Origin of the sequence: Rahnella sp. ChDrAdgB13 (genome assembly GCF_017655185.1) — a bacterium.
GTDB lineage: Bacteria > Pseudomonadota > Gammaproteobacteria > Enterobacterales > Enterobacteriaceae > Rahnella > Rahnella contaminans.
In genome coordinates this window covers 136,877-163,441 of record NZ_JAEMGT010000001.1, presented here as the reverse complement: position 1 = coordinate 163,441, position 26,565 = coordinate 136,877, and the positions used below count along the sequence as shown (strand labels likewise).

General features: G+C 54.4%; 23 protein-coding genes and 1 other annotated feature. Of the genes, 10 read left to right on the top strand and 13 right to left on the bottom strand.

The window, feature by feature from the left end:
• Positions 1 to 115: 115 nt before the first annotated feature.
• Both J8X26_RS00765 and J8X26_RS00760 read left to right on the top strand, forming a co-directional pair.
• On the top strand, positions 116 to 1,036 hold the full coding sequence (locus J8X26_RS00765) for an SPFH domain-containing protein (protein ID WP_152327915.1): 921 nt from the start codon (positions 116 to 118) through the stop codon (positions 1,034 to 1,036).
• Complete coding sequence (locus J8X26_RS00760) at positions 1,036 to 1,491, top strand: NfeD family protein (protein ID WP_101075535.1); 456 nt, start codon at positions 1,036 to 1,038, stop codon at positions 1,489 to 1,491. Before J8X26_RS00765 ends, J8X26_RS00760 begins: the two co-directional genes overlap by 1 nt.
• Before the next feature lie 9 nt (positions 1,492 to 1,500).
• Here J8X26_RS00760 and cueR read toward each other — a convergent pair whose 3' ends face one another.
• The 3 genes from cueR to J8X26_RS00745 all read right to left on the bottom strand — a co-directional run bounded on the left by cueR (position 1,501) and on the right by J8X26_RS00745 (position 3,651).
• A complete protein-coding gene (cueR, locus tag J8X26_RS00755) occupies positions 1,501 to 1,902 on the bottom strand; it encodes a Cu(I)-responsive transcriptional regulator (protein WP_208949909.1) in 402 nt (133 codons plus the stop codon).
• 71 nt (positions 1,903 to 1,973) lie between these two features.
• The gene (locus J8X26_RS00750) at positions 1,974 to 2,714 is read right to left on the bottom strand and encodes a molybdenum ABC transporter permease (protein ID WP_208949946.1); all 741 of its coding nucleotides are present in this window, start codon (positions 2,712 to 2,714) and stop codon (positions 1,974 to 1,976) included.
• A 16-nt stretch (positions 2,715 to 2,730) separates the two neighbouring features.
• Complete coding sequence (locus J8X26_RS00745) at positions 2,731 to 3,651, bottom strand: extracellular solute-binding protein (protein WP_208949908.1); 921 nt, start codon at positions 3,649 to 3,651, stop codon at positions 2,731 to 2,733.
• Between the two features lie 194 nt (positions 3,652 to 3,845).
• On the opposite strand from J8X26_RS00745, the gene copA reads away from it, so the two are divergent.
• From copA to J8X26_RS00715, 6 genes are all read left to right on the top strand, one after another.
• Positions 3,846 to 6,395, top strand: a complete 2,550-nt coding sequence (gene copA / locus J8X26_RS00740) for a copper-exporting P-type ATPase CopA (protein ID WP_208949907.1) — start codon at positions 3,846 to 3,848, stop codon at positions 6,393 to 6,395.
• Positions 6,396 to 6,444: 49 nt separating this feature from the next.
• A complete protein-coding gene (locus J8X26_RS00735; protein WP_208949906.1) occupies positions 6,445 to 7,245 on the top strand; it encodes a TraB/GumN family protein in 801 nt (266 codons plus the stop codon).
• Between the two features lie 247 nt (positions 7,246 to 7,492).
• Positions 7,493 to 7,972, top strand: a complete 480-nt coding sequence (ybaK, locus tag J8X26_RS00730; RefSeq protein WP_152327908.1) for a Cys-tRNA(Pro)/Cys-tRNA(Cys) deacylase YbaK — start codon at positions 7,493 to 7,495, stop codon at positions 7,970 to 7,972.
• 62 nt (positions 7,973 to 8,034) lie between these two features.
• Positions 8,035 to 9,252: an MFS transporter gene (locus J8X26_RS00725; protein ID WP_208949905.1), complete on the top strand. Its 1,218-nt coding sequence runs from the start codon at positions 8,035 to 8,037 to the stop codon at positions 9,250 to 9,252.
• Positions 9,253 to 9,482: 230 nt separating this feature from the next.
• Positions 9,483 to 11,174, top strand: coding sequence for a YbaL family putative K(+) efflux transporter (ybaL, locus tag J8X26_RS00720; protein WP_165059330.1), 1,692 nt, complete (start codon positions 9,483 to 9,485; stop codon positions 11,172 to 11,174).
• A gap of 146 nt (positions 11,175 to 11,320) precedes the next feature.
• Positions 11,321 to 12,565: a sensor domain-containing diguanylate cyclase gene (locus J8X26_RS00715; protein WP_208949904.1), complete on the top strand. Its 1,245-nt coding sequence runs from the start codon at positions 11,321 to 11,323 to the stop codon at positions 12,563 to 12,565.
• Between the two features lie 58 nt (positions 12,566 to 12,623).
• Here J8X26_RS00715 and J8X26_RS00710 read toward each other — a convergent pair whose 3' ends face one another.
• The 9 genes from J8X26_RS00710 to J8X26_RS00670 all read right to left on the bottom strand — a co-directional run bounded on the left by J8X26_RS00710 (position 12,624) and on the right by J8X26_RS00670 (position 22,156).
• The gene (locus J8X26_RS00710; protein ID WP_152327904.1) at positions 12,624 to 13,943 is read right to left on the bottom strand and encodes an inosine/guanosine kinase; all 1,320 of its coding nucleotides are present in this window, start codon (positions 13,941 to 13,943) and stop codon (positions 12,624 to 12,626) included.
• 38 nt (positions 13,944 to 13,981) lie between these two features.
• The gene (gene hemH, locus J8X26_RS00705) at positions 13,982 to 14,944 is read right to left on the bottom strand and encodes a ferrochelatase (RefSeq protein WP_152327903.1); all 963 of its coding nucleotides are present in this window, start codon (positions 14,942 to 14,944) and stop codon (positions 13,982 to 13,984) included.
• Between the two features lie 230 nt (positions 14,945 to 15,174).
• Positions 15,175 to 15,819 carry an adenylate kinase gene (gene adk / locus J8X26_RS00700; RefSeq protein WP_165059328.1) on the bottom strand — a complete coding sequence of 215 codons (645 nt, stop codon included), beginning with the start codon at positions 15,817 to 15,819 and terminating at the stop codon, positions 15,175 to 15,177.
• A 181-nt stretch (positions 15,820 to 16,000) separates the two neighbouring features.
• A complete protein-coding gene (gene htpG / locus J8X26_RS00695) occupies positions 16,001 to 17,866 on the bottom strand; it encodes a molecular chaperone HtpG (protein WP_165059721.1) in 1,866 nt (621 codons plus the stop codon).
• A 169-nt stretch (positions 17,867 to 18,035) separates the two neighbouring features.
• Entirely contained in the window at positions 18,036 to 18,641 is a 606-nt protein-coding gene (gene recR / locus J8X26_RS00690) for a recombination mediator RecR (RefSeq protein ID WP_208949903.1), read from the bottom strand.
• Entirely contained in the window at positions 18,641 to 18,970 is a 330-nt protein-coding gene (locus tag J8X26_RS00685; RefSeq protein ID WP_013576599.1) for a YbaB/EbfC family nucleoid-associated protein, read from the bottom strand. Before J8X26_RS00685 ends, recR begins: the two co-directional genes overlap by 1 nt.
• Before the next feature lie 41 nt (positions 18,971 to 19,011).
• Positions 19,012 to 20,976: a DNA polymerase III subunit gamma/tau gene (gene dnaX / locus J8X26_RS00680; RefSeq protein WP_208949902.1), complete on the bottom strand. Its 1,965-nt coding sequence runs from the start codon at positions 20,974 to 20,976 to the stop codon at positions 19,012 to 19,014.
• Positions 19,615 to 19,679: a sequence feature (DnaX frameshifting element), on the bottom strand. Its footprint overlaps the gene before it by 65 nt.
• Before the next feature lie 75 nt (positions 20,977 to 21,051).
• Positions 21,052 to 21,603 carry an adenine phosphoribosyltransferase gene (gene apt, locus J8X26_RS00675; RefSeq protein WP_152327899.1) on the bottom strand — a complete coding sequence of 184 codons (552 nt, stop codon included), beginning with the start codon at positions 21,601 to 21,603 and terminating at the stop codon, positions 21,052 to 21,054.
• Positions 21,604 to 21,787: 184 nt separating this feature from the next.
• A complete protein-coding gene (locus J8X26_RS00670) occupies positions 21,788 to 22,156 on the bottom strand; it encodes a DUF454 family protein (RefSeq protein ID WP_152327898.1) in 369 nt (122 codons plus the stop codon).
• 135 nt (positions 22,157 to 22,291) lie between these two features.
• Here J8X26_RS00670 and priC point away from each other — a divergent pair, with 135 nt between their 5' ends.
• Both priC and rsmS read left to right on the top strand, forming a co-directional pair.
• Positions 22,292 to 22,828 carry a primosomal replication protein PriC gene (priC, locus tag J8X26_RS00665; protein WP_208949901.1) on the top strand — a complete coding sequence of 179 codons (537 nt, stop codon included), beginning with the start codon at positions 22,292 to 22,294 and terminating at the stop codon, positions 22,826 to 22,828.
• 95 nt (positions 22,829 to 22,923) lie between these two features.
• Positions 22,924 to 23,097, top strand: a complete 174-nt coding sequence (gene rsmS, locus J8X26_RS00660) for a pleiotropic regulatory protein RsmS (protein ID WP_208949900.1) — start codon at positions 22,924 to 22,926, stop codon at positions 23,095 to 23,097.
• A 64-nt stretch (positions 23,098 to 23,161) separates the two neighbouring features.
• Here rsmS and mscK read toward each other — a convergent pair whose 3' ends face one another.
• Positions 23,162 to 26,545 carry a mechanosensitive channel MscK gene (gene mscK, locus J8X26_RS00655; RefSeq protein ID WP_374101262.1) on the bottom strand — a complete coding sequence of 1,128 codons (3,384 nt, stop codon included), beginning with the start codon at positions 26,543 to 26,545 and terminating at the stop codon, positions 23,162 to 23,164.
• Positions 26,546 to 26,565: the final 20 nt, after the last annotated feature.

Below are 26,565 nucleotides of genomic sequence, written 5' to 3'. Positions count from 1 at the left end.
TATTTGTGCGACAATTGCGCACGCGCCTGACTTTCGGGGAGTGCGCCAGGGACATGTTTTTACTCGAATATTCCGCCGGAATATTCAGGACACAGTTTTACAGGAGTTTCATACTATGTTTGACCTCATTCCCATTCCTATCCTTATTCTGATCGTACTGGCGCTGCTGGTGGTTTACGCCGGGATCAAAATCGTGCCACAGGGCTACCAGTGGACCGTAGAGCGCTTTGGCCGTTATACCAAAACCCTGATGCCGGGGCTAAACCTGGTTGTGCCATTTGTTGACCGCATTGGCCGCAAAATCAATATGATGGAACAGGTTCTGGATATCCCCTCTCAGGAAGTGATTTCCCGGGATAACGCCAATGTCGCCATCGACGCTGTGTGTTTTATCCAGGTTATTGATCCGGCGCGTGCCGCCTATGAAGTCAGCAATCTGGAACAGGCGATCGTGAACCTGACCATGACCAACTTCCGTACCGTGCTGGGTTCGATGGAGCTCGACGAAATGCTGTCACAACGCGACAACATCAACGCACGTTTGCTGCATATCGTCGATGAAGCCACCAATCCATGGGGCGTGAAAATTACGCGTATCGAAATCCGTGATGTGCGTCCACCGGCTGAACTGATTTCTGCGATGAACGCACAGATGAAAGCGGAACGTACAAAACGTGCCGACATTCTGGAAGCCGAAGGCGTTCGTCAGTCCGCCATCCTGCGTGCGGAAGGTGAAAAACAGTCGCAGATCCTTAAAGCCGAAGGTGAGCGTCAGTCGGCGTTCCTGCAAGCTGAAGCCCGCGAACGTGCGGCAGAAGCGGAAGCGCAGGCCACCAAAATGGTCTCTGAAGCGATTGCTGCCGGGGATGTTCAGGCCATTAACTACTTCGTGGCACAGAAATATACCGATGCGCTGACCAAAATAGGCTCGGCGAACAACAGCAAAGTCATCATGATGCCGCTGGATGCCACCAGCCTGATGGGCTCGATTGGCGGGATTGCTGAGCTGCTGAAAGAAACCAAAGGCGGCAAATAATGCTTCGCGATTTCATGGCAAGTCCGCATGTGTTCTGGCTGTCTTTGGGCGGCCTGTTGCTGGCGGCAGAGCTGGTAGGAGCAAGTGGTTACTTACTGTGGAGTGGCGTAGCGGCGGCGCTGGTCGGGCTGGTGACGTGGATTTTGCCGCTGCCGTGGGAATGGCAGGGCGTGGCGTTTGCGCTTCTGACCATTATCGCCGCCTGGCTGTGGTGGAAATGGCTGAATCAGCGCACGGACAAAACCAGCGGTAATTCGGCGCTGAACCAGCGCGGACAGCAGTTAGTAGGTACTTACGCCACCGTGCTCGAACCGCTGAAAAATCAGTATACGCGGGTACAAATCGGCGACAGCAGCTGGCGGGCGTCCTGCGCTTCGCCGCTGGAAGTCGGTGATAAAGTGGTAATTACCGGTGTCGAGGGCGCGACGCTGCGCGTAGAACGCCCTGCGCAGTAACGCCTGACGTTAGTGTTTGTGGCAACAGCCAGAAAGATTATCGATTATCGGGCAGTCTGCGCCGTCATCGCCGGGGCAGGATTCCGCCAGCGTCAGCAGGCGCTGGCGCATCAGCTGAAGTTCTTCAATGTGCCGCTCAATTTCGGCGGCCTTTTCTAAAGTGCGTGCTTTCACATCTGCACTGTGGCGATCCGGATTATGGAATAACGCCACTAACTCCTGACACTCTTCCAGCGTAAACCCCACCTGCCGTGCCTGACGAAGCAACGTCAGTTCTTCGATATGTTTTTGTACATAGCGGCGGTATCCGTTCTCGCTCCGCGCCGGTGCCGTCACCAGCCCTTTCTCTTCGTAAAAACGAATCGCCTTGCTGGTCAGCCCGGTTTTTTTCGCCACATCACTGATATTCATTTCGCCTCCGCGTCGCCCTGTTTTTGCACTTTATCTGAACAGTATACGTGTTTACGGTTTTACGAAAATCCTCAACTGTAATGCACGGCCTGTTTTTTGGTGCGCATCAGCAACCACATGGGCAGCGGCAACGTCACGATAAGCAGGATCCACAGCAGCGAGTAAACCGACGTCACGCCGTCGTTTTGCAGGTTGATAAACATTTTGACCGGAATACCCTGTGGGAAATAACAGAACACCATGACAATGCCGAACTCTCCGATGGCGCGTACCCAGGCAATCGCCACACCGGCGGCAATTCCGCGTGAGGCCAGCGGCAACGTGAGCCGGATAAGCACCTGAAAAGGCCGTGCGCCCAGCGTCTGCGCAGCCTCTTCGACATCGCGCGGCACCGCTTCCAGTGCACCGCGCGCCGAAAGAATGAAATAAGGCAGCGCCCCATAAATCTGCGCCAGCACAAACGCGGGCGCATTGTTATTGAGCGTCATACCGATGGCAGAAAGGGTTTCACCGACCGAACCGTAGGGCCCGTAAACCGACACCAGCAAAATCCCCATCGCCAGCGGAGGCGTCAGCAGCGGGATCAGCACCAGCACTTCCACCAAAGTGCGCCAGCGTGAGGCCGTTTTTGCCAGCCAGAACGCGACCGGCAGCCCGAGCAGAATAATCAGGCCGACCGATATCAGACTCAGGCCGAGCGACACCACCACCGCATGCCTGTCGCCGTAAGCCAGATGAAAATCTGACCACGGCGTCAGGAAAAGCAGCGTGACAAAAGGCACCATCAGCAGTGCCAGCGCGGGAACCGCCATTCCTGACGCACGCAACTTAAAGGTTTCCGCCTTTAGGTTTGTCGTAGCCGTTTTGTTCAAACAGCTTCTGACCTTTAGCGCTTTGCAGGTAAGTGATAAATTCTTTCGCCAGTTTCGGATGCGGCGCGTTGTTCAGCACCACCGCGTAAAAGACCAGCGGCTGCGTGCTCAGCGTTTTCTCTTTGCCGGTGGAATCTTTGACGTTGAAAGTCACCTTGCTGTACCAGTCTTTCGACATCTGCGGATTGCTCAGGTTAATTTCATCCGGCAGTTTGATGTACGGCAGGTGCGCGGAAATCGTGGCACTTTCGTAGCCCGACGCGGCATCAACCTGACCGGCTTCCAGACGGGTCAGAAGGCCGCCCTCGCCCGAAATCTGCTTCGGATTCTGTACATCGCCCAGCACGGCTTTTTCCAGACCCGGCTGTTTGTAGTAATTTTCGGCCAGCATCATGGTGAAAATAATGTTCTGACCCTGAGGATCACTGACCGGATCGGTACGGCCGAACTGCAATCCGGGAGTTTGGAGCACTTTCCACCACGGCTCAGCGCCCGCTTTGCCTTCCTTTATCGCGGCAAATTTTTCGGCATATTTGCCTTTCGGATTATAAGCAATGACCATGCTGGTGCTGGCCACCGGGATTGCCTGCCCGGCCATGCCCGCTTTTTGCAGGATCTCAACCGGCCCCGGCGTTATCGAAACGAACACATCCGCCACGACTTTTTTCGACGCCAGCAAGTTCGCCATGCCGTAAGCGCCCTGCCCCTGGCCCTGATAATTGACCTTGTTCTGCTTCGCAAAATCCGGCCCCAGATATTTGTCCATTACCACGCCCATCGAACCGGCGTAGGTGACGCGAAAATCGTCAGCGGCTTGTGAAGCCTGCGCCGCCATCAGTCCTGCCATCAGCAGAAGTGTTGTCTGCATTTTTGCCATTGAAAATCCCCTTACCCTTCATCGTTATATAATTTGGGAGATAACGATAAGCCAATCTGCAAGGGAATTTCTAAATAAAGTGTAAATGAGAGAAAAATGAAAAATACCGGTAAGGCGAAACCGTTGCTTGACCTTCCCCTTGCTGGAAGGTTTATCCTCTGTTCTTAGTGAAAGTTAACCCAAGGAAAACCACTATGACCACCACCGTATTATCTCTGCAAGGCCTGTCCTGCGGGCATTGTGTGGCTTCAACGCGTAAAGCGCTCGAAGCGGTTGACGGCACCACCGCCGTTGAAGTTTCTCTGGATAAAGCCATTGTGAAAGGCGACGCCAGCAGCCAGAGCCTGATCGACGCCGTCGTAAATGCCGGATATGAAGCACAACTGCTGGAAGACGCGTCCCCAAAATCTGAGCCGCTGACCGATAAGGCGAGTGTTTTGCCGGAACCCCTGTCAGCGGCCGCGTCACCTGTTCCGGCTGAAAACCACATTCTTCAAACCTCAGCCTCTGATGACAGCGTGCAGCTGTTGCTCAGCGGTATGAGCTGCGCCAGCTGTGTCAGTAAAGTGCAGCGGGCGCTGGAAGGCGTGAACGGCGTCGAACGTGCGCGTGTCAATCTGGCGGAACGCAGTGCGCTGGTCAGCGGTGATGCTGACCAGAATGCCCTGATTGCGGCGGTTGAACGCGCGGGTTACGGCGCTGAAATCATTATTGATGAAACCAGACGCCGCGAGCGCCAGCAGCAAACGGCGCGCAGCAGCATGATCCGTTTCAGTTGGCAGGCGGCGGTCGGGCTGGCGGCGGGTATCCCGCTGATGTTGTGGGGATTGCTGGGCGGCGAAATGATGGTCACCGCCAGCAACCAGACCGGCTGGCTGATTGTCGGCCTGCTGACGCTGCTGATCATGATTGTCGCAGGCGGCCACTTCTACCGCAGCGCGTGGAAAAGCCTGATGCATGGCAGCGCCAATATGGACACGCTGGTATCACTTGGTACCGGTGCGGCGTGGATATTTTCCATTTCTGTCAGCCTCTGGCCGGATGCCTTTCCGATGCAGGCGCGGCATCTTTATTACGAAGCCAGCGTGATGATCATCGGCCTGATTAACCTCGGCCATGCGCTGGAACAACGCGGGCGTCAGCGCTCGTCACAAGCTCTGGAACGCCTGCTGGATCTCACGCCGCCGACGGCGCGCGTGGTGACTCCGGAAGGCGAAAAAACGCTGCCGCTGGCCGATGTGCAGCAGGGTATGACGCTGCGCCTGACCACCGGCGACCGCGTTCCGGTTGACGGCGAAATTCAGAGCGGCGAAGCGTGGATGGATGAAGCGATGCTGACCGGCGAACCTGTCCCGCAACAAAAATCTCAGGGCGAAAAAGTGCATGCCGGTACGCTGGTCAGAGACGGCAGCGTATTGTTCCGCGCGGATGCGATTGGCAGCCAGACCACGCTTTCTCGCATCATCAAACTGGTGCGGGAAGCGCAAAGCAGCAAACCGGAAATCGGCAAACTGGCGGATAAAATCTCGTCCGTCTTCGTACCCGTCGTGGTGCTGATTGCCCTGTTCAGCGGTGCCATCTGGTATTTCTTCGGCCCGCAGCCGCAGCTGATGTACGCGCTGGTGATCGTCACCACGGTGCTGATCATCGCCTGCCCTTGCGCACTGGGGCTCGCAACGCCGATGTCGATTACCGCCGGTGTCGGGCGCGCCGCTGAGTTGGGCGTGCTGGTTCGTGATGCCGATGCCCTGCAAAAAGCCAGTACACTTTCGACGCTGGTTTTCGATAAAACCGGGACGCTGACAGAAGGCCAGCCGAAAGTGACGGATATTCACACCTTCGGCGGTGTCAGTGAACAGCAGGCGCTGCGCTTTGCCGCCGCGCTGGAACAGGGCTCGCACCACCCGCTCGCGCAGGCGATTGTCGATAAAGCGGAGGGTCTGGCGATACCTGACGTGCAGAATTTCCGCACGCTTGGCGGGCTGGGCCTGCGCGGTGAAGCAGAAGGCAAAACGCTGTTGCTGGGGAATCAGGCGCTGATGCAGGAAAACGGCGTCGATACACAGCAGACCGATGCGCTGCTGGAAGCGCTGTCTGAGCAAGGTGCAACGCCGGTGCTTCTGGCGGCAGACGGTGAAATTGCCGCGCTGTTCGCCCTGCGGGATCCGCTGCGCAGTGACAGCATTGCCGCGCTGCAACGCCTGCATCAGCTGGGTTATCAGCTGGTAATGCTGACCGGCGATAATCCGCGCACGGCACAAGCTATTGCCGCGCAGGCAGGCATCGATACGGTGATTGCCGGTGTTCGTCCGGAAGGAAAAGCCGAGGCGATTAAAGCGTTGCAGGCCAAAGGCCAGCAGGTTGCGATGATTGGCGATGGCATTAACGATGCGCCCGCACTGGCGCAGGCAGATGTCGGGATTGCAATGGGCGGCGGCAGCGATGTGGCGATTGAAACGGCGGCCATCACGCTGATGCGGCCAAGCCTGAACGGCGTTGCCGATGCACTGGCCATGTCACAGGCCACGCTGCGCAATATGAAGCAGAACCTGTTAGGCGCGTTTGTGTATAACGTGATTGGCATTCCGGTTGCCGCAGGCGTGCTCTACCCGCTGACCGGCACATTGCTCAGCCCGGTTGTCGCAGGCGCAGCGATGGCGTTGTCTTCCATTACCGTTGTCACTAACGCAAACCGCCTCTTACGCTTTACCCCGAAAAAACAAGACGTTTCCTCTGTTCGCTAAAACGCTGACGCGTTAGCATGGTCTCTCATTTTTCGGGAGACCATGCGATATGGCACAGTTTTTCAACCAGGCTCTCAGCTGGCTACGCAGGCTGTTTCCTGTCGAGTATTCATATCCTGCCATGGATATCCGGCTTCCCGGCAACCGCTCGCTGCATCTGGTCGGCAGCATTCATATGGGCACGCAGGATATGCAACCGCTGCCCGCGGCTTTGTTACGCCGCCTGCAAAAAGCCGATGCCCTGATTGTCGAAGCCGATATCAGCGGAACAGAATCCCCTTTCAGCATGTCCGGCGAATTTCCGCCTCTGGCCGATCGTCTGACCGAATCCGAATATCTCCACGTTGAGCGCTTATGCGAAGAGCTTGGCGTTTCAATGTGGACGCTGAACCCGCTTCCTTCCTGGCAGGTTGCGCTGATGTTGCAGGCAACACAGGCACAGCGTCTGGGATTGCGCGGGGATTACGGCATCGACTATCAGTTGTTGCAATCGGCAAAGCAGCAAAACACGCGGGTCATCGAACTCGAAGGGCCGCAGGAACAGTTTGAACTGTTGCAGCAACTGCCCGACGGCGGCAGAGCGCTGCTCGAAGATACGCTGACACACTGGCACACCAACGCCCGATTACTGCAAACGATGATCAGCTGGTGGCTTGATGCCAAACCGGGGCTGGCGATTGAACAGCTGCCGAATACGTTCAGCAACGATCTCTACGATATTCTGATGAATCAGCGCAATGTGCGCTGGAAAAAACAGCTTTCCGAACTTCCGCCGGGAAATTACGTGGTCGCCGTAGGGGCGCTGCATTTGTATGGTGAAGGGAATCTGCCGGAATTGCTGAAAGGATAAAAAAATGGCCGGTTTTTAAGGCCGGCCAGTCAAAGAGGAATTTCATTTTTTTGTTATAGCTTCAGTACCGGCCTTTTCAGGCACAGCACCGGCGCGCACAGGGTAGCAACCTGTAGCGGGTCTTGGCAATAACCATTCATTGCTCTACTATTTCCCCTCCGCGTAATAAAGATACTTTGTTGTTAAATTTCATCAGATTGAGCTGATGACGTTTTTTCGAACAAAAAAACAAAATAAGGAGACAGGTATGACCCCTGCCGTATTGCTCCTGGAAAAAAATAAAGTCAGTTTTACCCTTCACCCGTATGAACACAGCAGCGACGAAACCAACTTTGGCGACGAGGCGGTAAAAAAGCTCGGGCTGGATGCGCGTCAGGTCTACAAAACATTGCTGGTTTCACTGAATGGCGATCCCAAAAATCTCGCCGTTGCCGTCACGCCGGTGGCATCAATGCTGGATCTGAAGAAAGTCGCCAAAGCGCTCGGCGCCAAAAAAGCCGACATGGCCGATCCCGTCATCGCACAGCGCGTCACCGGTTATCTGGTGGGCGGCATCAGCCCTCTGGGGCAGAAAAAGCTGCTGCCGACGGTGATCGATAGCCCGGCGCAGACTTTCTCTACCATTTATGTTTCAGGTGGTAAACGCGGGCTTGATCTTGAACTTGCGGCAGGCGATCTTTGCCGCTTACTGAAAGGCCAGTTTGCTGAGATAGCAAAAGCCGACTGACCGGATCGACTGATTACCTACACGCATTTCCTATATGCACAAATAAGACAGGTTCATCTGCTATGACCGACAATACGGCCACGCCAGACAGCCCGCAGAAAGACGCAGTCAAAAAGACTGCGTTTTCTATTCTGGCGGCGATCAGCGTTTCTCATCTGCTCAATGACATGATTCAGTCGCTGATTCTGGCGATCTATCCGTTGCTGCAAAACGAATTCTCACTCAGCTTTACCCAGATTGGCCTGATCACGCTGACGTATCAGATTACCGCGTCGCTGCTACAACCGCTGATTGGTTATTACACCGATAAACATCCGCAGCCATATTCGTTGCCTGTCGGCATGGGCTTTACGCTGTCTGGTTTGCTTTTGCTAGCCGTGGCGCAAAGTTTCCCGGTGGTGCTGCTGGCCGCCGCGCTGGTCGGTACAGGTTCGTCGGTGTTCCATCCTGAATCGTCCCGCGTGGCGCGTATGGCTTCCGGCGGACGTCACGGGCTGGCGCAATCGCTGTTCCAGGTCGGCGGGAATTTCGGGGCATCGCTTGGCCCGTTGCTGGCGGCGTTAATCATCGCGCCCTACGGTAAAGGCAACGTCGCGTGGTTCTCGCTGGCGGCGCTGCTCGGCATTGTCGTTCTGCTGCAAATCAGTAAGTGGTATCGCCAGCAGCATCTGATGGCGAAAAAGCGCGGACCGGTGAAAAATACCGTGACCGTGTTGCCGCGTAAAACTGTGGCGATGTCGTTGGGGATTTTACTGGTGCTGGTGTTCTCGAAGTATTTTTACCTGACCAGCCTGAGCAGTTACTACACCTTCTATCTCATTCATAAATTTGGTGTTTCCGTACAGAATGCGCAAATCCATCTGTTCGTTTTCCTGTTTGCCGTGGCAGCCGGAACCATTATCGGCGGTCCGGTTGGGGATAAGATTGGGCGCAAATACGTCATATGGGCGTCAATTCTCGGCGTCGCGCCATTTACCCTGCTTTTGCCACACGCCAATCTGATGTGGACCAGCGTTCTCAGCGTCATTATCGGCGTGATTCTGGCCTCGGCGTTTTCGGCAATTCTGGTGTTTGCCCAGGAACTGATGCCGGGAAAAGTCGGTATGGTTTCGGGGCTATTCTTTGGCCTGGCGTTCGGCATGGGCGGCCTTGGCGCTGCGGTGCTGGGCTATGTGGCGGACAGAACCAGCATCGAGCTGGTTTATCAAATTTGTGCCTTCCTGCCATTGCTGGGGATACTGACGGCATTCCTGCCAAATATTGAACGTAAACAAGCCTGAAGCATTCCCTTCCACTGCCGATAATGATTTATCGGCAGCAAAAAAAGCCGTTGCCTCTTGAGATTCGCCCGCGAAAACCCATTTAAATCTCCCGTTCGAATTTTTTTTTCGGTCTGTCGTGCATTTAGCGCAAAAAAGGCCAAAAAATACCAACGCGTGAACGATTTTTACCATAAACTTAGAAACAATCTGCAACACATTTGTGCCATGCATAACCAGAAGGAGACTGAATGCATCATTCTACGCCTCTCATCACTACCATCGTCGGCGGTCTGGTACTCGCTTTCCTGTTAGGAATGCTCGCCAACCGCCTGCGAATATCCCCTCTGGTTGGCTATCTCGCCGCAGGCGTGCTGGCCGGTCCTTTTACACCGGGCTTTGTTGCTGATACTTCACTTGCACCGGAGCTGGCCGAAATCGGCGTGATATTGCTGATGTTTGGCGTCGGTTTGCATTTTTCCATGAAAGATTTACTCGCGGTAAAGTCGATAGCCATTCCCGGCGCTGTAGCGCAAATCGCGGTAGCGACGCTGCTTGGGATGGGTTTATCGCGTTTACTCGGCTGGGACATGGCGACCGGGCTGGTGTTTGGCCTCTGCCTGTCCACCGCCAGTACCGTAGTTCTGCTGCGTGCGCTGGAAGAACGGCAACTCATTGAAAGTCAGCGCGGGCAAATCGCCATCGGCTGGCTGATTGTCGAAGATCTGGTGATGGTACTGACGCTGGTTTTGTTACCGGCATTCAGCAGCATGCTCGAAAGCAACCACGCCAGCATTACCGGCCTGCTGACTGAACTGGCGATTACTATCGGCAAAGTCATTGCCTTTATGGTGCTGATGATGGTTGTCGGCCGCCGCGTGGTGCCCTGGATCCTGGCAAAAACCGCCAGCACCGGTTCACGCGAGCTGTTCACGCTGTCGGTTCTGGCACTGGCACTGGGCATCGCCTACGGCGCGGTCGAATTCTTCGACGTGTCGTTTGCACTGGGCGCGTTCTTCGCCGGGATGGTGCTGAACGAATCCGAACTCAGCCAGCGCGCCGCGCACGATACGTTACCGCTGCGTGATGCTTTCGCCGTGCTGTTCTTTGTGTCGGTCGGCATGTTGTTTGACCCGATGATTCTGGTGCGCGAACCGCTGACAGTCGTCGCTACGCTGGCGATTATTGTGTTCGGCAAGTCGATTGCCGCCTTCTTACTGGTGAAGATGTTCGGGCATTCGCGGCGCACGGCGCTGACGATTTCAGTCAGTCTCGCGCAGATTGGTGAATTCGCCTTTATCCTCGCCGGTTTGGGTATTTCGCTGGGGCTGCTGTCTGAGCATGGCCGCAATCTGGTTCTGGCGGGCGCAATCTTGTCGATTATGTTTAACCCGCTGCTGTTCAGTTTGCTGGAAAAATATCTGGAAAAAACCGAGACCATCGAAGATCAGAGCGTTGAAGAAGCGGTGGAAGACGAAAAACAGATCCCGTTTGATCTGTGCAATCACGCCCTGCTGGTCGGTTATGGCCGCGTCGGCAGTCTGCTTGGCGAGAAGCTTCAGGCTGCCGGTATTCCGCTGGTGGTGATTGAAAATTCGCGTCCGCGCGTCGAAGCATTGCGCGATCAGGGAATAAGCACGGTGCTGGGGAATGCCGCCAATCAGGAAATTATGGATCTGGCGCGCCTTGACTGTGCCCGCTGGCTGCTGGTGACGATTCCGAACGGTTATGAAGCCGGTGAAATCGTCGCATCAGCCCGCGCAAAACGGCCCAATATTGAGATCATCGCCCGTGCGCACTATGACGATGAAGTCACCTACATCATGGAGCGCGGCGCGGACCGCGTGGTGATGGGCGAGCGTGAAATCGCCAACAGCATGATCGATATGCTGCAAATAGACACCCTGACCGAAGACCAGAAACGGCCATTTTGCCCCATCTGATTCTTTCTGAATGCCGGGCGCAGTACTTTTGCTGCGCCCGTCCCCTTCCCGCACAAATTTCCCTTTAACTTGCGCAACATAAAAAGAACCAAATCAGATCGTTTCGCGGTATCCTCTTTTTATGCCAAAAATTGACCGGTACTGCGATGTTGCTATCCCATCTGGAAACGTTGAACATTTTGAGCACGCCGGTCTGGGTTGTCTCATTACATAACCAGCAAATTCTTTTCGCCAATACAGCGGCCAGAAAACTTGCGGGTAACAGTTTGCTTGGTCCCCTGCGCAACGGTCAGTTTTCGGCCCGGTCTTTGCAATCCCTCGAGTCCTATCTGCCACATCTGAAAAAAGGCGATCAGGTGATTGAAATCTGGACCATCCACAAAGAAGGTCGTGCCTTCCCTCTGAGCTGTCGTCTTTCTCTGGCACAGTTTGGCTTGCAGGAACAGGTCATCGTGTTCGAAGGCACGCATACCTCTGCGGCCAATGTTCCGGCACCCGGTTCATTCCTGAGCGAAGCCCGACCTTACCGCCGTGATCAGAGCGGTTTCTATGAACGATTTTTCCAGACCAACACCGCGCCGATGCTGCTGATTGACCCGGACAATAACGGGCAAATTGTGGATGCAAATCTGGCGGCGACACGATTCTATGGCTATTCACGCGATGAAATGTGCATGAGACACACATGGGAAATTAATGCGATGGGGCAGGATGTATTACCCGTGATGCATGAAATCGCGCGTTTGCCCGGCGGGCATAAGCCGCTGACGTTTATGCACAAACTGGCAGACGGCAATCTGCGTCATGTGCAGACCTATGCCGGCCCGGTGGACGTGGATGGCGTGCGGCTGATGCTGTGCATCATTCATGATATTACCGAGCAAAAGCGCCTTGAGCAGGAGCTGGAACACGCGGCGCTCCGTGATCCGCTGACCGGGCTGGGCAACCGCCGCCAGTTTATGCAGTTGGTGGAAAACGCGCGGACGCAAAACCCGCAGCGAACGCATAATTTCAGTCTGATGCTGGTGGATGCCGATCACTTCAAGACGATTAATGATCAGTACGGTCATAACAAAGGCGATGATGCGCTGGTAATGCTGGCGCGAACGCTGGAAACGGGGATCCGCGAAAGCGATACTGTGTTTCGCTGGGGTGGCGAGGAGTTTCTGATTTTGCTGCCGCTGACCGGCCTGGAAGGCGCATTACATGTCGCTGAGACGCTGCGCTTAGCCGTGGAAGGATTTACGCACAATGATTTACCTGCAATGACCGTGAGCGTCGGCGTGGTGCAGTATGAAACGGGGGAAGACTTCACCCGGCTGTTTAAACGTGTGGATGACGCGTTATATCGCGCGAAAACGTCAGGCAGGAATCAGGTTCAGGCGGGCTGAAAAAAAGGGCGGAGGTTCAAATCCCCCCGCCCTTTTCACTTCCCGTTCCCGGCCACGTTTATCGTTCCCAGTAACTTTCTTCCAGACTGTCTTCACGTTCCGGCAATCCTCGCGTCAGACGCGGAGAATGCTGATTCAGTACCTGATAGCTGACGCGGTTGGCATATTTGCACACCTGCGCCAGCGAGGAATACGTCAGATACTCACGGGCGTGTTTGCTGGAATTCGGCACAGAAGTACGGTGGAAACCGTTAGCCGCAATGTCATGCAGCAGCGCAGACAGCGCGCCATCGCCCGCCCCGTTGGTATTCATGATTTTTTCCGGCCCGCCCATATACGGCGCGATATGCGAATAAATTTTCATTGGCTGCTGGCAGCAGTCGCGGCGCATGGCGCGGCTGAATTCATACTGGTTGAATTCAGCAATCGCGCCCGGCAGCAGCGGATGCTGCGTGGTGCGCTTGAATTCCTCTTCGGTATAACTCGCCATAAACAGACCGTTCGGCCCGGCGGTACACAACACCAGATCCACCCACTCCAGAGCCTTGTCGGCGGCCATCAGCGGGTCTTTAAGACCAGTCAGTGCGAAACCCTCGTCTTCGTTCATCGCCAGAATCGAAACGTGATCACGCAGGAAATCACGCCAGGCCTGAGGATCATCGGCAATGACGTATTGCGTACCGAGCGTTAAGACCACCGGCACCTGATGTTTTTTCGCGTATTCAATCGCCTGCATCGTAGCTTCCGGCATCGGTTCGCCGGGTTTGCTGCGCAACAGATAGGACGTCAGCAGCAGCGCGGACGCCCCGGCAATGACCTCTTCCGGCACGCTTGAGGCGTGCAGTTCGTTCATTTTGCCCGGACTGATGGCAAACGTACGCTCGCCGGTATCGCTTATCAGCGTGAAGCAGCGGCCAATTGCGCCGTCCACGCCTTGCAGGTAATTGAGATCAACACGGCTGGAGGTGTTACAAAGATACCGGTAGGCGTAATCGCCAATCTTCACGTTGCTGCACATCACGCCGAGCAGGACGGAACGGTCATCGGCCAGCACGGAGTAGTTGTGCAAGGTATTGCCGACGGTACCGCCCGCAAACTGATGAGAAATGAGATCATGACTTCTCAGTTCCTGATAAAGCGCTTCCGACATTTCATCATTCAGAATGTTGGATTCGCCGGGCGTCAGCCCGTAGCGGGCCACAAAACTTTCATCAACGCGCGCTTCAATATCGACCATGGTCTGGTCGATACCCACGATATAAGACGCGCCGCCTTCGGATTCCGGCTGCATCTCCTGCAACATGGAGTCACGCAATAAGGGGTCACGTGCGCTGACCGGAAAATAGTGTTTAGACTTACGTTTACCAGGAAATTTCATTCATTGTTCTCGGGAAATTCAAAAAGCTCAGGCTTCAGTCAGAAGTGCTGAGTGACCAGCTGTTGCAGCAAATCGATATGCTCGGGCTGGTCGTTTAAGGCGTCAATATATTCGAAGCGCTCGCCGCCTGCATGAATAAAAATCTCACGGTTCTCTTCTTTGATTTCTTCCAGCGTCTCCAGACAGTCCGCCGCAAAGCCCGGGCAGATAATCTGAATGTGCTTAACGCCCTGAGCCGGAAGGCCTTTCAGCGTTTCATCGGTATACGGCGTCAGCCAGGGTTCGCGGCCAAAGCGCGACTGAAACGTCAGCATAATTTTGCCGGCGGGAAGTTGCAGCGCCTCGGTCAGCGCCTGCGCCGTTTCGTGGCAGCGTTTTTCATAATCATCGCCTTCCGCTACAAAACGTTTCGGGATCCCGTGGAAGGACAATACCAGACGATCCGGTTCACCATGCTGAGCAAATGAACGTTCGATGCTGGCTTTCAGCGCAGAAATGTACGCCGGATGCGTGGCGTAATCGCGGATAAAGCTCAGGGAAGGCAGGCGACGCTGGGATTTCAGCACACGCGCCACGCCGTCAAAAACGGCCGCGCTGGTGGAACAGGAATATTGCGGATACAGCGGCAGAACCACCATTTTCGTTACGCCCTGCGCCAGCAATTTTTCAATCGGCTCTTTCATGCCCGGCTTGCCATAACTCATCGCCAGTTCCACCGGCGTCCCCGGCAGACGCTCTGCCAGTGCCTTTTGCTGACGGCGGCTGAACACCATCAGAGGCGAACCTTCTTCCATCCAGACCGCTTTATACAGTTTAGAAACGCGCGGAGAGCGCAGGGGCAAAATCACGAAATTCAGAATAGGCCACCACAGCAGACGTGGGGTATCCACAACGCGGATATCACTCAAAAACTCAGCCAGATATTTTTTAACGGCCTGCGGAGTTGGTGCTTCCGGTGTCCCGAGATTGACCAGAAGGACACCGAATTTGGTCTGCGTCATGCGGAATTTCCTAAATTGAAGGCCCTGAAGCCAGTGTGAAAAGATGGGCGCCGCCGTTTAACTGAGACATGGCAAAGTGGCGCACGTCATTGTAACGAAAACAAAGACAATCGGAACAACGGCAATAGCTATCAATGCGAATTGTTATTAATTACCCGTCATACTTCGGGTTGCAGAAAAACAAACGGGGCGACCGAAGTCACCCCGTGATAGTGCAGAACTTGTGAGAATTAGCCTAAAATTTTAGCCAGTTCATCACGTACTGCGGAAACCTGCTGTGTACCGTCGATTTTGACGTATTTGGTGTTACCCGCAGCGGCTTCTTTGCTGTAGTAGGAAATCAGCGGCTCAGTCAGCTCATGGTATTCCACCAGACGTTTACGCACGGTTTCTTCCTGATCGTCTTTACGGGTGATCAGTTCTTCGCCAGTGACATCGTCTTTGCCTTCAACTTTCGGCGGGTTGTACTGGATGTGATACACGCGGCCAGAGCCCGGGTGTACACGACGGCCAACGATACGGTCAACGATCAGTTCGTCCGGCACATCGAATTCCAGCACGTAATCCACGCTGATGCCTGCGTCTTTCATGGCGTCAGCCTGCGGGATCGTGCGCGGGAAACCGTCTAACAGGAAACCGTTGCGGCAATCTTCCTGCTGAATACGTTCTTTCACCAGTGCGATAACCAGTTCATCGGTCACCAGTTTACCGGCATCCATAATCTCTTTTGCTTTCTTGCCGAGCTCACTTCCGGCCTTCACAGCGGCGCGCAACATATCACCGGTAGAAATCTGAGGAATACCAAATTTCTCCATGATGAATTGAGCCTGAGTACCCTTACCTGCGCCCGGAGCGCCCAGCAGAATGATACGCATTGCGTAAATCCCCTTGCATGTAATTATTATGAATCTCGAAAACCGGTCAACCATACCATTCTGAGCACTTTTGCTCAAGGAACAACCCCTGCGGGCACCGGGTTAACGCAACGGAAAACGCAGCGGCCATAAAAAAAGGGCCTCGTTTTCACGATGCTCTTTTCAGTGTTATTTCAGCCAATTATGCCTGCAACAACGTATTCATGCGGCGGATAAACAGGTTTGGATCTTCCAGCGTACCGCGCTCAGCAAACAGCGCCTGATCCAGCAGCAGTTCAATCCATTCGCTGAACTGGTCTTCGTCAGCCACATCCGACGCGCGTTTCACCAGCGCGTGTTCCGGGTTCAGCTCAAAGATGTATTTCACTTCCGGCGCGTCCTGACCGGCAGCGGCGAACAGTTTTGCCATCTGCGTGGTCATTTCATCGGCACCGGTGGTGACGATAGCTGGCGTGTCGGTCAGACGGTGCGTCAGACGCACTTCTTTCACGCGATCGCCCAGCAGCGTTTTCACACGTTCAACGAACGGCTCCAGCGCTTTCTCAGCTTCTTTCTGCTCTTCGCTTTCGTCAGCCAGTTTGTCGAGCGTGTCGTCGGCTTTGCTGACGGACTGGAAGGTTTTGCCATCGAACTCAGTCAGATAGCTCATCATCCATTCGTCGATGCGGTCAGACAGCAGCAGAACTTCAATGCCTTTTTTGCGGAACAGTTCCAGGTGCGGGCTGCTCTTAGCGGCGGCATAGCTGTCAGCGGTGATGTAATAAATCTTGTCCTGACCTTCCACCATGTTCGCCACATACTCTTCCAGCGACAGTGTTTGCGCGCTGTTGTCATTGCGGGTGCTGGCGAAACGCAGCAGTTTGGCGATCGCTTCTTTGTTCGCGCCGTCTTCTGCCGGGCCTTCTTTCAATACCAGACCAAACTGTTTCCAGAATTGCAGGTATTTTTCGTTGTCGTCTTTGGCCAGTTTTTCCAGCATTTGCAGAACACGCTTGGTCAGCGCGCTGCGCAGGTTCTGGGTAATACGGCTGTCCTGAAGGATTTCACGCGAAACGTTCAGCGGCAGATCGTTGGAATCTATCAGGCCCCGCACGAAACGCAGGTAGTTCGGCATGAACTGCTCGGCTTCGTCCATGATGAACACGCGCTGAACATAGAGTTTCAGGCCGTGTTTGTGATCACGGTTCCACATGTCCCATGGCGCCTGCGAAGGGATGTACAACAGGCTGGTGTATTCCTGTTTACCTTCAACGCGGTTATGGCTCCAGCTCAGCGGATCGCTGAAGTCATGGGAAATGTGTTTGTAGAATTCTTTATATTCTTCATCGGTGACTTCGGCTTTACCACGGGTCCACAAAGCCTGCGCTTTGTTGATTTGCTCCCAGGTCACGGTGCCGTCTTCTTCGTTGCGGGTTTCGACTTCAACCGGCAGCGCAATGTGGTCGGAATATTTGCTGATGATGGAGCGCACGCGCCAGTCATCCAGGAACTCGTCCTGATCTTCACGCAGGTGCAGGGTAATTTCGGTCCCGCGATCGGCTTTTTCGATGTCTGCCAGGGTGTACTCGCCTTCACCGGCGGATTCCCAGAACACGCCTTCATCAGCGCTGGCGCCCGCCGCACGGGTACGCACGGTCACTTTGTCTGCCACGATGAAGGCAGAGTAGAAGCCCACACCAAACTGGCCGATCAGTTGGCTGTCTTTAGCCTGTTCTGAACCGACAGATTGCAGGAAAGCCTTGGTGCCGGATTTCGCGATAGTCCCGAGGTTGTCGATGACTTCATCGCGGGTCATCCCGATGCCGTTATCGCTCAGCGTCAGGGTGCGTTTTTCTTTATCAAACGCCAGACGCACATGCAGCTCGCCGTCGCCTTCATACAGTTCAGGCGTAGACAGCGCACGGAAGCGCAGTTTGTCAGCGGCATCGGAAGCGTTAGAGATTAACTCGCGCAGGAAAATTTCTTTGTTTGAATACAGAGAATGGATCATCAGATGAAGCAGTTGTTTTACTTCAGACTGGAACCCGCGTGTCTCTTGTCCTTTCATACTCATCAAATTACCTCAATCCAGATACTGTTAGTGACCAAATCAGACGTTGAGGAGTAAGTGGGGTTATGGACCGGGGTTTTCAAGCATAAGGGAAAATTTTTAAGAAGAAATGCAGAGGGATAGCAGAAATTAAGCCGGGGCAGCAAGGTGCGCCCGGCGATAATAGTCAGAACCGGAAGGGATTGCGTCCGGCGAGGGAATGCGACAGCGTGGTGCCGTCAACCATATCCAGTTCGCCGCCGACCGGCACACCGTGCGCGATACGGCTCGCCAGCACGCCATACTGGCCGCACATTTCTGCGATGTAGTTAGCGGTCGCTTCACCTTCAACCGTCGGGTTAGTCGCCAGAATCACTTCCTGAATGTTTTCACTCTCAAGACGCTCTCCCAGACGGCCTAAACCAATATCGTCCGGCCCGATGCCATCCAGCGGTGACAGGTGGCCCATCAGCACAAAATAGCGACCGGAAAACTGACCGGTTTGTTCTATCGCGTGAATGTCCGCCGGGCTTTCGACCACGCAAATCTGGCCGTTCTCTTTACGCCGTGGATTGGCGCAAATCGTACAGATTTCCTGCTCGGTAAAAGTACGGCAATCGGCACAGTGACCGATTTCAGACATGGCACGCGTTAAAGACTGCGCCAGCCGCATTCCGCCGCTGCGATCACGTTGCAGCAGCTGGAATGCCATACGCTGCGCTGACTTCGGGCCAACGCCCGGCAGGCAACGCAACGCCTCCATTAAAGATTCAAGGAGAGGGCTGGTTTGCATCAGAATGGCATCTTAAAGCCTGGTGGCAATTGCATGCCGCCAGACACCGCTGCCATTTTTTCTTTCTGAGTTTCGTCGATACGACGGGCCGCATCGTTGAACGCCGCAGCGATCAGATCTTCCAGCATGTCTTTATCGTCTTCCAGCAGGCTTGGATCGATTTCAACGCGACGCACGTTGTGCGCACCGTTGATGGTGATTTTCACCAGGCCAGCGCCTGATTCACCGGTGACTTCCAACTGAGCGATTTCCGCCTGAGCTTGTTGCATTTTTTCCTGCATTTGCTGGGCCTGTTTCATCAGGTTACCAATGCCGCCTTTTCCAAACATAGTCTTCTCTCTCAGCAATGGCCGCGTCACAACCGCGGCGTTTAAATTGGGCGAATACTTTCTTCATCCAGCTCTGCATCGAAGAAACGACGCAAAGTCTGAATGTTGTTATCCGCAATAATAGACTGACGCGCCTGCGCCAGCTTTTCTTCATAAATGGCCTGACGCCATTCCAGCGGCGTTTTCACCGCCAGATTATCATCTTCCACCACGGTCAGTTCAACCGGAGTCTGATGCAGTGCCGATAAGGCATCCGACAGTACTTTCTGCGCCGACGGTGAATTCAGGTGCTTTTGCGATGAACGCAGATGCAGGCAAATTTTGCCCGGCTCGGGTTGCTCACAAAATGCATTCAGTGCCAGCTGTTGTACCAGTTTTGGCATTGGCATCTGGCTAATCTGAGCGGCCCATGCGTCACGTTCAATAGCTTCTTCGGCGAGACGCGAAGCCAGTTCCGGCGATTTTTCATGTTCCAGCGCGGCACGTAATGCTTTTGGCGTGGCGACCGGTTCCGGCGCTTCTTCCGGTTCGTTCTGCGCAACCCAGCGGTACGCCTCTTCTTTTACCGGCGCAGCGGGTTCTTTCTTCACGCTGGCCATTGTCTGCGCACGTTCAGTCACCGAAGCGAGGCGCTCCAGTGCTGAATTTGCCGGCCGCGCTTTTCCTGGCGCTGCCGGCTCAGCTTTTTTTGGGGTGGTACTCCCCTGCCTGAGCAACTGAGTTCGCGCCTGCAAAAGCTGGGCGGTAGTGTCCGGCATCTGCGCCGGTTCCGCATTGCCCTGCGACGGCGGTGACGAATAATTCTGTGGAGCTTGCGGAGCCTGAGGCGCGTTGTACGGCGCGGCGGACTGCGCCGGTGCCTGTGGTGGAACGTACGCAGGAGCCGCCACCGGCTGAGGCGCCGGTTCTGCAATAATCACTTTCGGATGGAAGGCCAGCGCGCGCAGCAACGTCATTTCAACGCCCATGCGTTTGTCCGGCGCATACGCCAGCTCTTTGCGGCCAATCAGTAATGTCTGGTAGTAAAGCTGGACGTCGGCTGGTGGAATCACCCGCGCCAGCTCACGCAAACGTTGTTCGATCGCGGCGTAATGGTTGTCGAGGACGGAAGGTAACAGCTGAACCATCGCAATGCGGTGCAGTAATGCCAGCGTTTCCACCAGCAGATTTTCCCAGTCCACGCCACGTGATGCGGCCTGTTCCACCTGCGCCATCATCTGGCCGCCGTCCGCACTGACCAGCGCTTCAAGCATGGCCAGCGGCTGCTCGTCGTCAAGCGTACCGAGCATCTGCGCTACGGTTTCTGTCGTCACCGCGCCCTGCCCCATGGCGATGGCCTGGTCGGTAAGGCTCAGCGCATCACGCATACTGCCGTCCGCCGCGCGAGAAAGCAGTTGAAGCGCACGCGGTTCAGTCGTGATGGTTTCTTCAGTTAAAACGTGTTCGAGCTGTTTGCGGATCTGTTCAGCGTCCAGCGCCTTCAGATGGAACTGCAAACAACGCGATAAAATAGTGACCGGTAATTTTTGCGGATCGGTGGTCGCCAGCAGGAATTTCACGTGCTCCGGCGGCTCTTCGAGCGTCTTCAACAGCGCATTAAAGCTGTGGCGCGAGAGCATGTGGACTTCGTCAATCAGGTAAACTTTGAAGCGGCCACGGGCCGGTGCGTATTGCACGTTATCCAGCAATTCGCGGGTATCTTCAACTTTGGTGCGGGAAGCGGCGTCGATTTCGATCAGGTCAACAAAACGGCCCTGCTCGATTTCGCGGCAGTTTTCACAAACGCCACAAGGTGTGGACGTGATGCCCGTTTCGCAGTTAAGCCCTTTCGCCAGCAAGCGGGCAATAGTGGTTTTCCCCACGCCGCGGGTACCGGAAAACAGGTAAGCGTGATGGATGCGCCCGAGCGACAGGCCATTAGCCAGTGCGGTCAGCACATGTTCCTGTCCGACGACGTCGGCAAAAGTTTGGGGGCGCCACTTACGGGCAAGAACCTGATAGCTCATTAATACCGGGAAAGTCAGGGGATCATGAAGGCAATGCTATCACAGCCTCGCCTGAGCAGGCGAGGCTTGTCTGGATCAATGCCCGTCGAAAGAAACCAGGCTGTAGCAGTTGATGCTTAAATCGTTGAGGCGTTTTTCACCGCCGAGTTCCGGCAGGTTGATGATGAACGCGGCGTCGGTTACTTCCCCACCCAGACGGCGGATCAGTTTCGCGGTGGCTTCAATCGTGCCACCTGTTGCCAGCAAATCGTCGATCACCAGAATTTTTTCGCCAGGCTGAATAGCATCAACGTGGATTTCAAGGCTGTCAGTACCGTATTCAAGATCATACGTTTCGCTGATAGTTTTACGCGGTAATTTACCTGGCTTGCGAACGGGGACAAAACCCACGCCCAGAACCAGGGCAACCGGTGCGCCAAACAGGAAACCCCGTGCTTCGGTGCCGACCACTTTGGTCACACCGGCGTCGCGGTAACGATCGGCCAGTAACTGAATGCTTGCAGCATAAGCTTTCGGGTCTTCCAGCAAGCTGGTGACGTCACGGAACAGTATGCCTGGCTTAGGATAGTCAGGGATGGTCTTAATACTGTCTTTAATAAACTGTAGCTGCTGTGCGGTAGCGGTCATAATGTTAATTGCCTGATAAAGCTGCTGTTCATACTTAAACGCGGGCGGTCAAATGTCCCCCGTCACGCTCATATAAAGCATGCCGTTTAAGGAAGGAAATTGGGAGCGCACCGACGTACGAGATGCCCAAATCTATGCAAAGCTGCTTTAAAAAGCAACCCGCAGCCGGACATGATCACCTTTTTTATTGCTCAAGGTCAACCACTGGTAATCGCCACATCATGATCAGCAACATAAACATCATGCAGACCAATAAAATACGCACCCATAATAGCGGGACAAAATAAATCGAAATGGCGAAAGTCACTGCGATCAGGATCACTGCTTTGGGTTTTGCCCCTTTTGGCAACGCACGATGTTGCTGCCAGTGGCGAAGGTAACCGCCAAACCATGAACGATAGAGTAACCACTGGTGGAAACGTGGCGATGATCGGGCGAAACACCAGGCGGCGAGCAGCAAAAAAGGCGTCGTTGGTAGCAACGGCAAGACGACACCCAGTGTGGCCAGCACGACACATACCCAGCCACCGATAATCAACAGAACACGTTTCATGGAGAGGTTAAGGTTTTAGAATGAGGAAAGATGTGTCCCAGTGTAAACAAGTGTGAGATTGCTGTCATATCCGGGTGAGACTTGTATCGCCGGGGGTTACAGGTAAGCTAGGCGCGTCATCCAAGGAGAGTCGCCGTGAGCACAGAACGAATTTTACATGTCCTTGATCAGCAGATAGAAACGCTGGCGCGGGAAATTGAGCCGATTGGCCACGTTTCGGCTTCTCAGGCGCGCTTTGATGTCGCCCTGTTTTCAACCAAAGGCACCCGTCTGCGGGATTATCTGGCTGAAATAAAAATCAATTTGCAGCAACTGAATCAGGAAGTTGTCGAAAAGCGTTCAGCGCAGGTGGCTTTTATTGCCGAACGACTGGTGGCGCAAATTACCGCCATGCAGCGCGAACTGGCGACGCAAACATTGCGGAAAACGCACCAGACGCCGGAACGCAAAAGCCAAGATAACTATACGCGACTGGCGGAAACTCAGCAGTTTGAGCGCCGTCTGGTGGCAATGATTGAAGACCGGGAAACGACGCTCGGACAACTGGCTACTTTCGCCGATCAGCAGCGGGTACAGAAAGAACTGGCTGCACTGGAAGGCCGTCTGATGCGTTGTCGTCAGGCGCTGGCTAAAATTGAGAGACAAATCGAGCGTCAGGAAAAAGGTTTTTGAATCTTTATCACATTTTTTGAATCCGGCATTCAGAGCCCGCCTTTTCTTATCTATAATGATAAGTCCAAAACCTGCTTCTAATAATGTTGGCCAATATGTCAGTAGAAAATGCGCCCCCCGAACTTCTGCTTGCTGTCGATCTGATTTACCTGCTTGAGTGCAATGAAATTGCGCCCGAGACGGCTCTTGCAGCACTGGAAATCGTTCAGCGTGATTATCAGGAAAAGCTGAAAAACAGCAAAAACACGCTTTCTATCAGTTATCTCTAAGCCGTCCGCCCGGCTGCCTGTTTCAGGGGAATCCGTCGCTTTCCCCTGAATTGTCCGGCGGTAATCAGCTCTGCGGCAGCGCGTCCGGTTCATCTCCCGGTTGTCTCAGCGACCGCTTCAGTTCCTGCACTTCATTCCCGTCCTGGTTATGCAAATACACTTCCAACTGATTGAAGGCGATATTGATGTCGTTTTCGCGGCAAAGTTTATCAATGCTGCGGTTAAGCTCATCGACGGTATAACTGCGATCCCCCAGTTCACGGACATAAACCCGCAGTTCGTGATCCAGCGTGCTGGCACCGAAATTCAGGAAAAACACCAGCGGCGAAGGATCACTCATCACGCGCGGATTCTCATGCGCCGCTTGCAATAAGATCTCTTTCACTTTGTCGAGATCGGATCCGTAGGCCACACCGATATTGATCAGCACGCGGGTCACGGTGTCGCTCAGCGACCAGTTGATCAGCCGCTCAGTAACGAATGCTTTGTTCGGGATGATCACTTCTTTGCGGTCAAAGTCGATAATCGTCGTCGCGCGGATACGGATGCGGCTGACCGTGCCCGAGAACGTACCGATAGTAACGGTATCGCCAATACGCACCGGGCGTTCAAACAATATGATCAGACCCGATACGAAGTTGGCGAAAATCTCCTGCAAACCAAAGCCCAGCCCGACCGACAGTGCTGCCACCAGCCACTGCAATTTATCCCAGGAAACGCCGAGCGATCCGAGTGCGGTTATCGCGCCAATCACCGTAATCGAATAAGTCAGGATCGTGGTGATGGCGTACGACGTCCCCTGCCGCAGTTGGAGGCGCGAAAGCACCACAACTTCCAGCAATCCCGGCAAGTTGCGCGTTAAAACATACGCCACTATCACCGCCAGGAATCCAAGCAATAAATTCCCCAGTGTGACCGTTTGTTGCGTCACGGTTCCGGCCACTGTGCCGGAGTAATGCCACAGAGAAATGCTGTCGAGATAGGAAATCACCGTCAGTAAATCAGACCAAATCCAGTAAAACACGGTGGCAAAGATGAAGAACAACACCATGGTGGTCAGCCGCAAAGACTGCTGGTTAATCTGATCCAAGCCCAGCGGCGGCTCTTCTTCTACCGGTTCACTCCCTTCCGCGCCCTCTTTCGCAGCGGCTGTCTGCCGCCTTGCCAGCGCACGGCGATAAGCCAGCCGTCGCGCCGCCACACTCAGTCCTCGCAGCGCGGTGAGATACATGATGTTCCAGAAAATCAGCAGATAAAGGCTGTCAATCCAGCGACCTGCAAGACGTAGCGTGGTGTAGAAGTAGCCGGTGACGACCAGCCCTGTCAGGAAAACCGGTGCCAGCGCAATAGCCGTGACCATCACGAGACGAATGCTGTGAGAATCTTTTTCACGCCAGCCGTCGCGGGCAATCGGGAAGACCAGCACGCTCAGCGCCAGTAAGGTCAGGAATATCACTATCTGCCCGATGATGTCGTCCACCAGCCCCAGCGGCGCTTTTTCACCGCGTACCGACCAGAAGATCAGCGGCAACATTACCAGGCTCAGGCGGATCACCGAACGCCGGTAATGTGCGCATGTGGCAACCGGCGTATTAAAGTGGCGTTCATTAATGCCGCCCGGTTTGAGCATCCGGTAGCAAAAGCCCATCACAAACTGGAAGACGGCCAGCCGCTGCGCCAGCGTCCATAAAAAATCACTCGAATCAATATCGCATTGTGAAAGCCAGTAGCCGATGCCCAGCGTCAGAAACACACCCGGCAGCACATTGAGCGCGAGAAGAATCAGCGCCTGCGGCGTGTGCAGCTGGCTGTCACGCTTGAGTTGCCCGACATCATTACTCAGAGATTCGATGCGCTGGTTGATATATTTCCGGCGCCAGAGTAAAAGCAGAATGACCAGTAAAACCGGGATCGTGGCGGGCAATGAATGCAGCGCGCCCATCATCAGCTCGCCGCGCGGGAAATTAAAACTCAGACTGCTCAGCTGGTTTTTCACATCGTCAGGCAGCGACTTTATGAATTCCCAGTTCATCGGTTTGTTGCTGCTCACCCAGAAAATCTGCTGCGTCAGCGTTTCGGTCAGCGACTGGTTAATACTTATCAGTTGCTGCTGGTTAATCTGCAAATTGATTGCCAGAGAAAGCTGATTTCCGAGCTGTTTATTCAGTTGATCGAGCAGCTCACGGCGCATGTCCACAATTTGATCGAGCGCGTCGCTGATATCTTCGTTAATGTTTTCTTTGCTGGTGGCGACGACGCCCTGAATGTAACTGTCGCCCTGGAATAACGCGTCACGCTGCTGGTTAATGGTGAACTGTTCAAGGCGTAAATCGGCAATGTGCGCACTCATGTCGGTGATCAGGCCGGACGGCGGAATAGTATTTTGCTGTTGCTGATACAGGATCCGCGAAAGCAATAAGCTACCTTTCAGTACGGTAATTTGCTCTTTAAGATCATGCTCGGCCTGCGCAGAACGGTCGAGCCAGTTTTTTACCGTGATATTTTTCTGAACCAGCTGGTTGCCTTCTTCCGTGGCGGCAATCAGACGTTCGCTGAGCTTGCGGTTAATTCCCAACTCCTGCGCCACCAGCGGGTCGTTCTGAATGTTCGAGGTATCGTCCGGCGTCTGGGCTTCTTTCGCCGTCCGCTCGGACAAAATCAGTCGCTTGCCATTTACCACTTCCTGCAATAACTGCGCGGTATGTTCGAGCTGGTTAATGTGCGCGTTGGTGTAGTCACGTTGCTTTTGCAGTAAATCCTGCAACGTGGTGTTGGCCTCGAGGCTTTTGCGCTGTAAATCAATCTGTGCACTGAGCAAGGCCTGCTGTGTCACCAGCATCGTTTGTTGTGTATTGCGAAGGTCCTGTTGCCCCGGCGACATTCCGTTGAGCTGATTACGGATTTTCTGAATCGCCAGAGAATAGCTGTACATCGCGTTCTGCACGCGTTCGGGCTGGGTTTGCAGCGAAATCAGCTGGGTGTTGAACGTCGACAAATCTTCCTGAGAGGACTGGAGATCGTCGAGCGTATCATTGAGGCGATTCTCCAGCTGACGCAGCGACAACGCGGAAAGCTGCGCTTTATCCACGTCATCTTTGGTGCTGTTCTTTAACTGATCAAGCCCGTCCATCGCAACACGCAGTTTCTGCGGCGCTTCGGCAACCTGCTGATGAAGCTGAGTGACATCCTGTTTAACCCGATCTAACGCATCCAGATATTCCAGCGTGTGAATCAAATCCTGCTGCGACAATTTATCTACCGGCGTCAGGTTCTTCTGCCGGTTTAACGCATCCAGCTGATTTTGGACTTCATTGCGGGTCGGAATATCGTTGCTGGCGGCATGACCGGGAAGGGAAAATATCAATATTGAGAGATAAATCACGAGCGTGAAAACGCGCCAAATCCCATTTTTTTTCAGGACAGAAACGTTGTCTGAAGGAACGGCCATACACCGGATAAACATACGTC

Bases quoted from the DNA above. Each gene is read 5' to 3' on its own strand.
- ybaK (WP_152327908.1), top strand. From the start codon at position 7,493: ATGACCCCTGCCGTATTGCTCCTGGAAAAAAATAAAGTCAGTTTTACC.
- dnaX (WP_208949902.1), bottom strand. From the start codon at position 20,976: ATGAGCTATCAGGTTCTTGCCCGTAAGTGGCGCCCCCAAACTTTTGCC.
- cueR (WP_208949909.1), bottom strand. From the start codon at position 1,902: ATGAATATCAGTGATGTGGCGAAAAAAACCGGGCTGACCAGCAAGGCG.
- J8X26_RS00710 (WP_152327904.1), bottom strand. From the start codon at position 13,943: ATGAAATTTCCTGGTAAACGTAAGTCTAAACACTATTTTCCGGTCAGC.
- recR (WP_208949903.1), bottom strand. From the start codon at position 18,641: ATGCAAACCAGCCCTCTCCTTGAATCTTTAATGGAGGCGTTGCGTTGC.
- J8X26_RS00745 (WP_208949908.1), bottom strand. From the start codon at position 3,651: ATGGCAAAAATGCAGACAACACTTCTGCTGATGGCAGGACTGATGGCG.
- J8X26_RS00685 (WP_013576599.1), bottom strand. From the start codon at position 18,970: ATGTTTGGAAAAGGCGGCATTGGTAACCTGATGAAACAGGCCCAGCAA.
- htpG (WP_165059721.1), bottom strand. From the start codon at position 17,866: ATGAAAGGACAAGAGACACGCGGGTTCCAGTCTGAAGTAAAACAACTG.
- copA (WP_208949907.1), top strand. From the start codon at position 3,846: ATGACCACCACCGTATTATCTCTGCAAGGCCTGTCCTGCGGGCATTGT.
- J8X26_RS00670 (WP_152327898.1), bottom strand. From the start codon at position 22,156: ATGAAACGTGTTCTGTTGATTATCGGTGGCTGGGTATGTGTCGTGCTG.
- hemH (WP_152327903.1), bottom strand. From the start codon at position 14,944: ATGACGCAGACCAAATTCGGTGTCCTTCTGGTCAATCTCGGGACACCG.
- mscK (WP_374101262.1), bottom strand. From the start codon at position 26,545: ATGGCCGTTCCTTCAGACAACGTTTCTGTCCTGAAAAAAAATGGGATT.
- J8X26_RS00765 (WP_152327915.1), top strand. From the start codon at position 116: ATGTTTGACCTCATTCCCATTCCTATCCTTATTCTGATCGTACTGGCG.
- J8X26_RS00725 (WP_208949905.1), top strand. From the start codon at position 8,035: ATGACCGACAATACGGCCACGCCAGACAGCCCGCAGAAAGACGCAGTC.
- rsmS (WP_208949900.1), top strand. From the start codon at position 22,924: ATGTCAGTAGAAAATGCGCCCCCCGAACTTCTGCTTGCTGTCGATCTG.
- J8X26_RS00760 (WP_101075535.1), top strand. From the start codon at position 1,036: ATGCTTCGCGATTTCATGGCAAGTCCGCATGTGTTCTGGCTGTCTTTG.
- J8X26_RS00715 (WP_208949904.1), top strand. From the start codon at position 11,321: ATGTTGCTATCCCATCTGGAAACGTTGAACATTTTGAGCACGCCGGTC.
- ybaL (WP_165059330.1), top strand. From the start codon at position 9,483: ATGCATCATTCTACGCCTCTCATCACTACCATCGTCGGCGGTCTGGTA.
- adk (WP_165059328.1), bottom strand. From the start codon at position 15,819: ATGCGTATCATTCTGCTGGGCGCTCCGGGCGCAGGTAAGGGTACTCAG.
- J8X26_RS00750 (WP_208949946.1), bottom strand. From the start codon at position 2,714: ATGGCGGTTCCCGCGCTGGCACTGCTGATGGTGCCTTTTGTCACGCTG.
- apt (WP_152327899.1), bottom strand. From the start codon at position 21,603: ATGACCGCTACCGCACAGCAGCTACAGTTTATTAAAGACAGTATTAAG.
- J8X26_RS00735 (WP_208949906.1), top strand. From the start codon at position 6,445: ATGGCACAGTTTTTCAACCAGGCTCTCAGCTGGCTACGCAGGCTGTTT.